Annotated in this window: 7 protein-coding genes and 5 pseudogenes; 6 read left to right on the forward strand and 6 right to left on the reverse strand. The window is 63.0% G+C overall.

Annotation, left to right across the window (positions count from 1 at the left end; all coding sequences use genetic code 11):
* Positions 1-202 precede the first annotated feature (202 nt).
* A complete protein-coding gene (locus MUG78_RS09765; RefSeq protein ID WP_246994313.1) occupies positions 203-475 on the forward strand; it encodes a hypothetical protein in 273 nt (90 codons plus the stop codon).
* Positions 476-1,032: 557 nt separating this feature from the next.
* Here the strand turns inward: MUG78_RS09765 and MUG78_RS09770 are convergent.
* A pseudogene (locus tag MUG78_RS09770) lies at positions 1,033-2,347 on the reverse strand (ISL3 family transposase).
* Positions 2,348-2,720: 373 nt separating this feature from the next.
* Between MUG78_RS09770 and MUG78_RS09775 the strand changes: the two are divergent.
* The 3 genes from MUG78_RS09775 to MUG78_RS09785 all read left to right on the forward strand — a co-directional run bounded on the left by MUG78_RS09775 (position 2,721) and on the right by MUG78_RS09785 (position 5,812).
* Complete coding sequence (locus MUG78_RS09775; protein ID WP_246994315.1) at positions 2,721-3,350, forward strand: MspA family porin; 630 nt, start codon at positions 2,721-2,723, stop codon at positions 3,348-3,350.
* Positions 3,351-3,365: 15 nt separating this feature from the next.
* Positions 3,366-4,535 carry a hypothetical protein gene (locus tag MUG78_RS09780; RefSeq protein WP_246994317.1) on the forward strand — a complete coding sequence of 390 codons (1,170 nt, stop codon included), beginning with the start codon at positions 3,366-3,368 and terminating at the stop codon, positions 4,533-4,535.
* A gap of 68 nt (positions 4,536-4,603) precedes the next feature.
* Complete coding sequence (locus tag MUG78_RS09785; RefSeq protein ID WP_246994319.1) at positions 4,604-5,812, forward strand: hypothetical protein; 1,209 nt, start codon at positions 4,604-4,606, stop codon at positions 5,810-5,812.
* A 94-nt stretch (positions 5,813-5,906) separates the two neighbouring features.
* Here the strand turns inward: MUG78_RS09785 and MUG78_RS09790 are convergent.
* Positions 5,907-6,608 (reverse strand): annotated as a pseudogene (locus tag MUG78_RS09790) (ISL3 family transposase); the annotation flags it as partial.
* Between the two features lie 43 nt (positions 6,609-6,651).
* Here MUG78_RS09790 and MUG78_RS09795 point away from each other — a divergent pair.
* The gene (locus tag MUG78_RS09795) at positions 6,652-8,160 is read left to right on the forward strand and encodes an IS1634 family transposase (RefSeq protein ID WP_443669987.1); all 1,509 of its coding nucleotides are present in this window, start codon (positions 6,652-6,654) and stop codon (positions 8,158-8,160) included.
* A 17-nt stretch (positions 8,161-8,177) separates the two neighbouring features.
* On the opposite strand, the pseudogene MUG78_RS09800 reads toward MUG78_RS09795, so the two are convergent.
* Together MUG78_RS09800 and MUG78_RS09805 are read right to left on the reverse strand one after the other, a co-directional pair.
* Positions 8,178-8,861 (reverse strand): annotated as a pseudogene (locus tag MUG78_RS09800) (helix-turn-helix domain-containing protein); the annotation flags it as partial.
* A 124-nt stretch (positions 8,862-8,985) separates the two neighbouring features.
* Positions 8,986-9,087 (reverse strand): annotated as a pseudogene (locus MUG78_RS09805) (helix-turn-helix domain-containing protein); the annotation flags it as partial.
* A 69-nt stretch (positions 9,088-9,156) separates the two neighbouring features.
* Between MUG78_RS09805 and MUG78_RS18495 the strand changes: the two are divergent.
* A pseudogene (locus MUG78_RS18495) lies at positions 9,157-9,279 on the forward strand (IS30 family transposase); the annotation flags it as partial.
* A gap of 137 nt (positions 9,280-9,416) precedes the next feature.
* Here MUG78_RS18495 and MUG78_RS09810 read toward each other — a convergent pair.
* Positions 9,417-10,583, reverse strand: coding sequence for an aminodeoxychorismate synthase component I (locus MUG78_RS09810; protein WP_246994321.1), 1,167 nt, complete (start codon positions 10,581-10,583; stop codon positions 9,417-9,419).
* On the reverse strand, positions 10,580-12,121 hold the full coding sequence (metG, locus tag MUG78_RS09815) for a methionine--tRNA ligase (RefSeq protein WP_246994323.1): 1,542 nt from the start codon (positions 12,119-12,121) through the stop codon (positions 10,580-10,582). The genes MUG78_RS09810 and metG overlap by 4 nt, the downstream gene beginning before the upstream one ends.
* Positions 12,122-12,151: the final 30 nt, after the last annotated feature.

Raw genomic sequence — 12,151 nt, forward strand, 5'->3', positions numbered from 1 at the left:
GACCACTCCACAGGGAGTATCGGCAGGGTTGGGGGAAGCGTTACATCGGGGGATTGTGGTCCTTCGGTGTCCGCATGGACTACAAGGGGGCTCGTCTCGATGAGGCGTATCACCAGACTTCTACTGCTCCTCGATGGTTCACCGCAGACAACGGTGATCAGTGGTTCTACTAGATTAACTAGGAGAGTTAACCGTGGGATTAGTGCCTAGCGATGATGAGCTACGGACGCTTGAGCGAAGGGGCCTTCTATCGGCGGTGCTCTTTTACGCCGAAAACTTCGGGGCGGTTAGCTCTACCGTTCTTGATGCAAGTAGCCGAGTCGAGGCGGTTGAGAAACTGAAGGAAATGTATGGCTTCAGCGTTGAACAGGCGGATCTAATTCTCGCCACGCAGTTGCAAACGATTCTTCCCGATCGGATCTCGGCAATCAGAGAGGAGCTGGAGTGGATTGATTTAAATTTGAATCGACCGTAAATGGAAATTCCACTATGTGTGGATTCCGGCGGTGGGGCGCCAATGGTTGGTGCGGGGACCTCAACGAGCGGGGCATCGTGGTTCGGTTGCTGACCGAGGGCTGGGCTCGGGCACCTACACCGGACAGATGATGATCGGCATCCTGTTGCTGGTGGCCGAGTGCGAGGTGTCCCTCAAGGCTGAGCGTGCTGAGGCCAAGCGGGAGTTGATCCGCAAGCGGCGATTCGCCGGGCGCAGGTCAACGGCGAGACGGTGGCGGGGTTGGCCAGGGTCGCGGGGTATCGCGACCGACGATCTATCGGATGCTGGAGGGTCAGAAATGAATGCATCGAATGCCCGCGATGGCCGACCAGATGGATGCGGTGGGGGTGAGTGATCCGTCCCGGTGTTTCCGGAGAGTTCACCTTGTGAGTGCCCCCTCCGGATTGGGGGTGGCAATCCGATCGTAGTGGAGTCGCTCGGCGTGGTCGGGGGTGAGGTCGTGGCAGTAGCTGGTCGTTGCCGGTTGTAGAACACGACCCACTCGGCGGTGGCCAGGGAAAGTGGCTCTTCGTATTTCAGAGTGCGTTGACCCTTTCGGCGAGCTGACCGGAGTGCAGTAGGGACCGCAAGATGTAGTGGTCGAGGTTGCGGAAGCCTTGGGCGATTCCGCGGAGGTGTTCGAGGCGTCCGTTGATGGCTTCGACGGGTCCGTTGGAGACGCCGGTGTCGAAGTAGGCCAAGATGTCGGCGCGCCTGTTCCATAGGCTTCGTCCGAGTTGAGCGAGCTCGGTCAGTCCGGCGGGTAGTCCGGTGCGGATCCGTCGCAGGATCTTGTACATGAGTTTCTTGCCCTCGCGGCGGTGTCGGTGTTCGTAGGCGGCGATGAGCTGCTGATACACCTGATGGGTGATCTCCACGGCGGCGTGTGCGTCGTGGCTGGTCAACGACTCGAACAGGCGGATCTTCTGTTTGTCGGTGAGGAGTTCGGTGCGGGTATGCAGGATCCGGCGGATCTTGTAGAGCGGGTCGTCTTTGCGCCCCCGGTGCCCGCAGACCTGCTGCTGGACCCGTTGCCGGCACTGGTCGAGTTTGCTCGCGGCCAGGTGTACGACGTGGAACGGGTCCATCACGACCCGGGCGTCGGGGAGTTCTTCGGTGGTAGCGCTCTTGTAGCCGGTGAATCCGTCCATCGCCACGACCTTGATCCGATCCCGGAACCGTTGGTCCCGGGCGGCCATCCACGTCTTGAGGACCTGCTTGGATCGTCCGCCGATCATATCGAGCAGCCGTGCCGGACCTGTCCCGTCGATGACCGGGGTCAGATCGATCAGGACGGTGACGAAACTCGGATCTCCTTGTCCGCGAACATGTTTCCACTTGTGCTCGTCCACACCGAGGCAGCGGACCCCGTCGAGGTGGTCGCCGTCGTAGACCAGGGTGCGAGCGGCCTCTGTGGCGATCGTATTGACCGTTCTCCAGGCGATACCGAGGTTGGCAGCCACGGCGGCCACGCTCATCTTGTCGACCACGATGCGCTGCAGAATCCAGCGCTGCGTCCTGGTCGTGACCACTGCTCGCGCCCTGGCGATGTGGTCGATCCTCGCGCGGAAGACCGACCTGGAGCAGTCGCTGGTGTGGCACACGAACCGCGGAACCATCACGTGCAGGAGGACTGGATGGCCGGCGACAGGAGTGTCGGTCAGGATCCGTGCGACCCGATCGCGTGGTTGACCTGCAATGTTGCAGTTCGGGCATCGTCGATCGGGGTCGAGGACCTCGCAGAAAAATATGGGTCCGGTCGTCGGCGCCGACGGCCGCGCCGGTGATCGTGACGCCCAACTCGACGGTTCGGCAGATCGTGTCGGCAACATCGGAAGTAAGCTCAGTCATGGGTCCTGTGGTGTGCGTCGAGGGTGTGTAGGAACTTCCATGATCACACCCAGGGCCCGCCTACATGTTGTGGTCGCCCGCGCTCGTCCCGAACCTCACCTACGCACTCTCAGATACGAAGAGATTCCCTAACAGTTGTCAACACCATTGTGAACCGGGACTTGACCGTCACCACTCCGGAAAATTCCGGACCGGAATCGTATTTCTTGCTTCTACCTGCAAGTTCGCAAATGCTCTCCAGTACTGGCTGGCCAACCGGTTTTAGCGTTCTCGCGGGCTCTCAGTCGGGGGCTCACACACGAACACAACGAAACTCGGAGTGATGATGAGACGAGGTTTCACCCTTCTGCTCGCCCTGTTGGGCGCGCTATCGATGACCACACTGCTGGCCGGCGGTCCCGCGGAGGCCAAGACGTACAAGACCCGCGAAGGGTTAACGATCGCCCTGACCGCGGCCCAGCAGTCGGCGCGCGCGGTCCCGCCGCTGGACTCCTCGCCGCTGTCGGGGCAAGCGCTGTTGTCCTCAAATGTGCACGCCAGGATCGGGAACATCGACAACAAGATCGTGCGCGCCACGCTCGAGGTCGGCTACAAGATCGGCTATGCGGTATCGGTCGCTCCCGACGGAGTGAAGGTCACCGCCCACACCCCCGAGTTGAAGCTCACCGGCGGGGTCAACGCCAAGGTCGCCCCGGAAGTCACCATCTCCGGTTCAGGAGGCGGCGCGAAGCTCGGCGACCTCGGAGCCCAAGCGGGCGTGGAAGCGAATGTGATTCCGTCAGCGGACCTGGAGTTCGAGGTCGGGGCCGGCAAGATCACCACCGTCACCCTGGCCGAGATCGCGTTGACCCAGCCCGTAGCCGACATCGTCCTGTCCGACGTGGAGCTCAATGCTACCAACGCGCTCGGCCCGATCAGCGTGCGTCCATTCGCTAAAATCTCGGTCACCACCGATACCGGCGTGTACGTGTACTACGCCCACGGCCAGACCAGCCGTCTGTAGGCGGGGGCTTCACGGATGATAGACAGGAAGATCGATAACAACCGACCGGCGCGGAAGCGGGCATCCAGCGGGATGGGCGCAAGCGTTGCCGCCCTCGCTGTATCCCTCGTGATGGCGTCATCGCTGCTGTCGGCAAATGCGTCGGCCGAAACGCCGGCGGAGCGTTGCAAGAGGGAGACTGCCGCGTACAACTCCGCATGGGCGACGTCTTGGGTGAGAGCTCATCCCGGAACGAAACCGGCTGATGCACCGCCTCCGCCGGTGCCCTACAGGTGCGGCGGGGGCGGCGGGGGCGGCGGCCAGCCTCCCACGTTTAGCCCGGACGAGCCAGCGCCCCCGAGCTCGACGGCAACACCGCCCCCTTCTACCTCCGCTGAGCCGGCAGACGGCAGCAGTGGGCCTTCGCTCCACCCGTCGACAGAGCGCAACGAGCCAGCCAACGGTGTCGACCAGGACCAGAGTCCTGTCGGGGGCGGGGAAAGAGAAGAGTATCCAGATATTCCCGACGACGAACTCCGGAAGCTGATCAACATATCGGTAAGGAACTTCAATACCTCAATCAGGAAGCTACGTAGCGATCTTCAGACGTTCGCCCGCCAGATGTCCCTTCCCTACTCTGAGGTCCTCTCCAGTGCCGAGCGGAATGCTTTTGACGCCGTACAGGTAAGTAATCCCAGCGCCGATTCGACGTGTGGGAAACCTGCGAACCAACCAGTCGGTCAAGCTAGAGGAGAAGGTGACTTCTTCTACTCGGACTCCTGCTTGGGAGGCTACAACCATGGCCACAATGGGATATTCACCTCCCCGTCAGCTACTATGGAAGCGAGCGACGATCAAGGGGTCCACGACGTTGAAAACGCGGCCGCTTCCATGCGAGTGAATCCGCAAAAGTACTATGTCAAGTCTGAGAACGCGACGAACCACCAGAAGCACCTAGCGGCAGAATACGCTCTATCTAAAGACGGTAAGGGGTACAATTCGGCGGGCTTCGCGAACAACAGGAAGGGTGGCCCCGATGTGGGGCATTTCAACTGTTCCCAGTTGGTGTGGGCAGCCTACTATGAGACTTCGAGAATCGACCTCGATAAGGACTCATATGGATCATGGCTCGGCCGGAACGTGTCCCCCAATCCCGGGGTGTATCCGAAGGACCTCACCGGGTCTCCGCTAGTTGTGGCGTACTGATGCGTTTTTGCCGAAGGAGGGGGCGGGGGTCGCCCGTCCGTCTGGTTGTCGGTATCGCGGTGTCGCTTATGGTGGCCGTCACTGTGTCGTGTTCGGACGACGCTCTGCCGGAGACATCAGTTCTGGGGCCCGAAGTCGATCGAATCCCTGAGCGGGCGTACGCCGCAGTGATGGTTGCGCCACCGATGTTCGAGTTCTCGTATAACACCGTTCAGGACAATTCCTGGGTGGTCTTCGTCGATCGAGATATGACACCCCTGGGGTACATGCACCAGAAGGGGATGTTTCGAAGTCAGATCGCACGGTATCGCGACGGAATCGTCTTTGCGGACCACGAGAGATATTTCGTGACCTCCAAAGCCGGTACACGCGTCGAACCCCACGACGCAGGCGGGATGTCACTGCGTGCGTCAACACCGTACGACCTTCAAACGGAAGGCGCTTTCTTATGGCTTGACGACGGTGTAGTGGACGGCCAGTATCGAACTACCGCGATCTCGGTATCGTCGGCCGGCTCAGTTTCGATCCGCAAGATCGACGGACGGATCGTTTCTTTCGGCAGATGCACCGGTATCCCCTATGCCGTTTTCTTCCGCAGTTTCGGGAGCGCCGGGTCGGACAAGGTCCACGAACTAGTTGAGATCGACATGTCCAAGAACCGACCTGATATCCCGAAAGCCCGAGGAATCTTCGACTTCAAGGGCTCCGGTGGCGGGATGCCCTATTCGTGCGACAGTTCAGGACGGGTCTCGACGTACATGTCGGATGGCTACGGGGTTTCCGAAGGCCGGCCGATCAAGTCCGGGTTCTGGACGGCGAGCGTCGATGATGGCCGCGCCGAGTGGTCCCCCGTCCCGCGCGAACAGGCCGAGCGTTCTGCGGAACACGGCGGATTACATACTCAATACCAGGCACCCTTCGGGGCGAAGATCTCATGGCCCAGCCATGACGGCATCCGGTACGTCGATACCGACGGACAAGTGTCGGAGATCAGGTTCGGTCAGGATTTTGCCAGCTATTTATTCGCCATCGCTCCGGACATTCAGGATCGTAGGGTCCACGCGATAGCGGTCGGTTCCGGATCGAACAGTATCGCCTATCTGGAGCGCGTCGAATCGGACGGCTTCATCCTCCTGGGTGACGGCGAGTTTGTTTTCACGGACCTCAACTCTCGTGAAGAGAACCGCCGAATACCGACCCCAGAGTGGTTAGCGAACCTTGTCGCATCGGACCCCTTCACGGTCAGCGATATCGCGCTACTGGACGATCTCATGTAAGAGGGTTCCTCGCCGTCATGCGGAGAGGTATCGATACCGGACCGGAATCTGGCAATCCGAGAATGTATGAACTACATATCCGGCTCTTCGTTTTTCAGAGTGCGTTGACCCTTTCGGCGAGCTGACCGGAGTGGAGTAGGGACCGCAAGATGTAGTGGTCGAGGTTGCGGAAGCCTTGGGCGATTCCGCGGAGGTGTTCGAGGCGTCCGTTGATGGCTTCGACGGGTCCGTTGGAGACGCCGGTGTCGAAGTAGGCCAGGATGTCGGCGCGCCGGTTCCATAGGCTTCGTCCGAGTTGGGCCAGCTCGGCCAGTCCGGCGGGTAGTCCGGTGCGGATACGGCGCAGGATCTTGTACATGAGTTTCTTGCCCTCGCGGCGGTGTCGGTGTTCGTAGGCGGCGATCAGCTGTTGGTAGATCTGGTGGGTGATCTCGACAGCGACATGGTCGTCGTGACTGGTCAGTGACTCGAACAGGCGGATCTTCTGCTTGTCGGTGAGGAGTTCGGTGCGGGTATGCAGGATCCGGCGGATCGTGTAGAGCGGGTCGTCTTTGCGCCCCCGGTGCCCGCATACCTGCTGCTGGACCCGTTGCCGGCACTGGTCGAGTTTGCTCGCGGCCAGGTGTACGACGTGGAACGGATCCATCACCACCCGAGCGGCGGGGAGTTCTTCGGTGGTAGCGCTCTTGTAGCCGGTGAATCCGTCCATCGCCACGACCTTGATCCGACCTGAGTTGGACCTCCTGAGCTGATTTTCGGGGGCGGTTCTTGGATCGGTGCAGGCCAGGGCTGTTCGGGTGGTCAGTTTCGGGCACTAAATGGTCGGGTATGTTCGGTGGGTGCCTCCGTATGTTCGTAAGGTGAAGACGGCTTCGGGGGCGACCGCGGTCCAGATCGCCCAGACCGTTCACGGTCGCCGCAAGATCCTCGAGCACCTCGGGTCGGCCCATTCCGAGGACGAGTTGGCGGCGCTGATCGCTACCGCGAAAACCAAGATCAATTCAGGTCAAGAAGAGATCGGACTGGGTTTCGCGCAGCCAGCGGCCGGTGGCACCGACGCAATTATTGCCGCGCACCGCAGTGAGCTGCTCTGGAATACGCTCACCGACGCCTATGCGCGCCTGGGCTTCGATCAGGTCGGCGACGACACCTTCCGCACTTTGGTGGCAGCGCGGCTCGTGGAACCGACGAGCAAACTCGACACGATCGGCGTCGTTGCCGAGCTAGGCGTGACCGCCCCGCACCTGTCCAGTATCAAACGCGCGCTGGCCCGCTGCGCTGAACGTGACTACCGTTCCCAGATCGCCGCAGCATGCTGGGCGCACGTGACCGCCGACGGCGGCCCTGGTGTCGCGGTCGTTCTCTACGACCTGACCACCCTGTACTTCGAAGCCGAGTACGAAGATCGTCTCCGCAAAGTCGGAATGAGCAAGGAACGCCGGGTCGACCCACAAATCACCGTCGGCCTGCTCGTGGCCCGTGACGGATTCCCCCTAGACGTGCATGTTTTCGAGGGCAACAAGGCCGAGACCACGACACTGATCCCCGTTGTCACAGGCTTCCAGACACGCCACAGCATCAAGAACATGATCGTCGTCGCCGATGCCGGCATGCTGTCGGCGGCCAACCTCAATGCTCTCGAGGACGCCGGCCTGGAGTTCATCGTCGCCTCGCGTACCTCCAAAGCACCCAAAGAACTCGAAGAACACTTCGGCGTCAAGGGCACCCACGTACCCGACGACGGAGTGGTCGAGTTGACCCGACAGATGGGACAGGGACCTCACCAGCGAAACCGCCGAGTGGTGTGGCACTACTCGTTCGAGCGTTACCGCCGCGACAACCGAACCCTCAACGCCCAGGTCGCACGAGCCCAACGCGTCGCCGACAAATCCGAATCATTGAAGAAACAGCGATTCGTCACCGTCTCGGGAAAACAAGTGGGCGTCGATGAGGATCTCGTTGCGCGAGCCCGTGACGCTGCCGGGTTCAAGGGCTACGTCACCAACATCGACCCAGCGACCATGGACGGCCACACCATCGTGGCCGCCTACCGTGACCTCTGGAGAGTCGAGCAATCATTCCGGATGGCCAAATCCGACCTAGCCGCCCGACCAATCTTCCACCGCCGCCGCGACTCCATCGAAGCCCACCTGACCATCGTATTCGCCGCCCTCGCGATCGCCCGCGACCTTCAGAACGCGACCGGCTACTCGATCAAGAAGATCATCCAACACCTACGCCGCATTCACACCGTCGTCGTTGACGTCAACGGCCACCAAATCACCGCCCGCACGCCACTCGACGCCGACGCCACAGCGATCCTCGACGCCCTCAAATCCAGGCACTAAAGAGGTCCAACTCAGGTCCGATCCCGGAACTGCTGGTCTCGGGCGGCCATCCACGTCTTGAGGACGTGTTTGGAGCGTCCGCCGATCATGTCGAGCAGGCGCGCGGGGCCGGTCCCGTCGATGACCGTGGTCAGATCGATCAAGACCGTGACGAAACTCGAATCTCCTTGTCCGCGAACGTGTTTCCATTTGTGTTCGTCCACGCCGAGGCAGCGGACACCGTCGAGGTGGTCGCCGTTGTAGACCAGGGCGCGAGCGGCGTCTGTGGCGATGGTATTGACCGTTCTCCAGGCGATACCGAGGTTGGCGGCGACTGCGGCCACGCTCATCTTGTCGACCACGATGCGCTGCACGATCCAGCGCTTCGTCCTGTTCGTGACCACTGCTCGCGCCCTGGCGATGTGATCGATCCTCGCGTGGAAGACCGACCTGGAGCAGTCGCTGGTGTGGCACACGAACCGCGGAACCGCCACGTGCAAGAGGACTGGATGGCCGGCAGCGGGCGTGTCGGTCAGGACCCGTGCGACCCGATCGCGTGGTTGACCTGCCATATTGCAGTCCGGGCATCGGCGATCGGGGTCGAGGACCTCGCAGAATATGTGGGTCCGGTCCTCGGCGTCGACGGCAGCCCCGGTGATCGTGACGCCGAGTTCGACGGTTCGGCAGATGGTGTCAGCGATGAGGCAAGTAGGCTCGTTCATGGGTCCTGTGGTGGCGAGAAGTTTGTGTCAGAGCCTTCATTCTCACACCCAGGGCCCGCCTACATGTTGTGGTCGCCCGCGCTCGTCCCGAACCTCACCTACGCACTCTCAGATACGAAGAGCCCGTATTCCTGGCGACACCGGTCCGCCTGACGATCGCCTTGATCGGTAGTCCCTCGGCCTTGTGCAGCCGACGGATCTCGGCCCAATCTTCCACAGAAATCACACCCTCCAGAGTGTCGAAGGGGGTCAACATTCACCCGTCGTCTGGGGGTCAGTATTCACGCGTCGTCGACAGCTCTACCTGGAAGCGATCGCCCGCGAGCTCAATGAGCGGCCACGCCAATGCCTGGGCTTCTACACCCCGAGGGAAGCCTTCGAACGCCTACTCAAAGACAACGTTGCTTCCACGATTTGACACCGCCGGTTCTTCACCAGAAAGGTGCTCCTCGTCCTGCGTGTGATTGTCGTGTCGTAACAACGATTATTGCAGGTCAGAGCACCGTTCTTCATGAAATCCGCACGTCGGCCGAATTCAGCGATGAAAGCCCGAGGCTAGTTCGAGCGGGTGTGGGCCAGGATGGCCGCCGCTTTGTCGAGGCATTCCTGCCATTCGGCGGCCGGGTCGGAGTCGTAGGTGATGCCGCCGCCGACCCCGAGGGTCAGCGCGCCGTCCGGGGTGATCGATACGGTGCGGATCGCGACGTTGAGATCGAGGAGGCCGTCCGGGCCGGCGATCCCGACGGCGCCGCAGTAGACACCGCGGGGCTGGGCTTCCCACTCCGAGATGAGTTCGGCGGCACGGATTTTCGGCGTTCCGGTGACCGACGCCGGCGGGAACGCGGCGTCCAGGAGTGCGTCGTTGCCGACGGCGTCGTCGAGCTCGGCGGCGACCGTGGACACCAGATGCCACACGCCGGGGGCGCCGACCACAGTGAGGAGTTCGGGGACGCGCACCGTGCCGGTGCGGGCCACGCGCCCGAGGTCGTTGCGGACCAGGTCGACGATCATCACGTTCTCGGCGATGTCCTTGCCGGACTCGGCCAACACCATCGGGTCCACGTTGCGCGGCACGGTCCCCTTGATCGGCGACGACGTCACGGTGGTGCTGCGCCGGGACAGGAAGGTCTCCGGTGACAGGCTTGCCACCGTGCCCCAATCACCGTGCAGGAAGGCGGCTTTCGCGGGTTTTGTGGCGGCGGCGAGATCGGCGAAGTAGCGGTGTGGTGCGCCGTCGAGACGACCGGTGAAGCGGGTGCAGATGCAGGCTTGGTACACCTCGCCCGCGGCGATCGCCTCCAGACACGAGGAGACGGCGGCCAGGTGCGGTGCGCGTTCCGGGGGCGTCCACGACGTCGACCATGCGGACCGCGGCGCGGGCGCGCCCGCCGACAACGGCGGCAGCCAGTCGGGGAGCGGCGCTCCGACCGGGCTCTCCCACGACCACCGGCCGTCGCGGAGCACGAGGATCCCGTCGGTCAGACCGCCGACCGCCGGCGGGAGCGGGCCCTGCTCGCCGCGCACGGGAAAACCCAAGTAGCCCAACCAGAATCGGTCGGGGCGGTCGGGCGGCCGCAGCCCGGGGACCAGTTCGATCGACGGCGCGATCACCGCCTCGGCATCGCACCAATCGCCGATCAGGGCCGCCGGACCCGGTCGCCCCGCAGCGTCGGCCGCATCGGCGAGGGCGCCGAACAGATCCAGCGCCGACGCCGCGTTCACTCGTCCTTGGCCAACTCGATGCGCGGGAAGACCGGACTCGGCTTGGGCAGCGCGACGCCGGGCTGCAGGCGGTTCCCGGCGGCGGCGAACTCGCGGTCGTCGTCGGACACGGCCAGCAGATCCAGGATGGTTCCGGTGGAGGTCGGCATCACCGGCTGCGCCAGCAGCGTCACGATGCGGATCACCTCGGCGCACACGTACAGGACGGTGCCGGTGCGCTCCAGATCGGTCTTGGCCAGCTTCCACGGCTCCTGCGCGGAGATGTAGCGGTTGGTCGCGGCCAGCGTGGACCACAGCGCTTCCAGGCCGAGGTGGATGGCCTGGGCATCGAAGTGCTGGCGCAGGATCGGCAGCAGGCCGTCGGCGGTGGCCAGCAGTTCCCGGTCGGCGTCGGTGAGCTCGGCGGGCGCCGGGAGGGTGCCGTCGAAGTACTTGCCGATCATGCTCAGCGTGCGCTGGGCCAGGTTGCCGTACTCGTTGGCCAGATCGGCGTTGGTGCGGGCGACGATGGCCTCGGCCGAGTACGAGCCGTCCTGGCCGTAGGACACCTCGCGCAGGAAGAAGAAGCGGACCGGGTCGACGCCGAACTCGTCGAGCAGCACGCCCGGGTCGATCACGTTGCCGAGCGACTTGCTCATCTTCTGCCCGTTGTTGAACAGGAAGCCGTGCGCGAAGACGCGCTTGGGCAGCTCGATGCCCGCGCTCATCAGGAACGCCGGCCAGTACACGCAGTGGAACCGGATGATGTCCTTGCCGATCACATGCAGGTCGGCGGGCCAGAACCGGGCGAAGGTCTCCGGATCGTCGGGGAAACCGGCGCCGGTCAGGTAGTTGGTGAGGGCGTCGACCCACACGTACATCACGTGGCCGTCGCCGTCGGGCACCGGCACACCCCAGTCGAAGGTGGTGCGCGAGACCGACAGGTCCTTGAGGCCGCCGCCCACGAAGCTGGCGACCTCGTTGCGGCGCACGTCCGGGCCGATGAAGTCGGGCTGCGTCTTGTACAGCTCGAGCAGCTTGTCCTGGTAGGCCGAGAGGCGGAAGAAGTAGGTCTCCTCCTCGGTCCAGGTCAGGACGTGGCCGTTCTCGGTGGCCACGCGGTTGCCGTCGTCGTCGACGGTGGTGTCGTCCTCGTTGACGAAGTTCTCGTCACGGACGTCGTACCAACCCGAGTAGGAGTCCAGGTAGATGTCGCCGCGCTCGGACATCCGGCGCCAGATCTCCTCGGAGGCGCGATGGTGGTCGGCGTCGGTGGTGCGGATGAACCGATCGAAGCTGGAGCCCAGGCGCTCCTGCAGTGCCTGGAAACGATCGGAGTTGCGTCGCGCCAACTCGCCGGTGGGGATGCCTTCGGCCTCCGCGGTCTGCTGCATCTTCTGGCCGTGCTCGTCTGTTCCGGTGAGGAACAGGACGTCGTATCCGTCGAGTCGTTTGAAGCGGGCCAGGGTGTCGGCGGAGATGTACTCGTAGGCGTGCCCGATGTGGGGCGCGCCGTTCGGGTAGGCGATGGCCGTGGTGACGTAGAAGGCAGGACGCATAGTGAGTAGAAGGATACCGGTGGTGTCGGG

Origin of the sequence: Gordonia alkaliphila (genome assembly GCF_023017165.1) — a bacterium.
Classification (GTDB): domain Bacteria; phylum Actinomycetota; class Actinomycetes; order Mycobacteriales; family Mycobacteriaceae; genus Gordonia; species Gordonia alkaliphila.

Bases quoted from the DNA above. Each gene is read 5' to 3' on its own strand.
- MUG78_RS09780 (WP_246994317.1), top strand. From the start codon at position 3,366: ATGATAGACAGGAAGATCGATAACAACCGACCGGCGCGGAAGCGGGCA.
- MUG78_RS09775 (WP_246994315.1), top strand. From the start codon at position 2,721: ATGACCACACTGCTGGCCGGCGGTCCCGCGGAGGCCAAGACGTACAAG.
- metG (WP_246994323.1), bottom strand. From the start codon at position 12,121: ATGCGTCCTGCCTTCTACGTCACCACGGCCATCGCCTACCCGAACGGC.
- MUG78_RS09785 (WP_246994319.1), top strand. From the start codon at position 4,604: ATGGTGGCCGTCACTGTGTCGTGTTCGGACGACGCTCTGCCGGAGACA.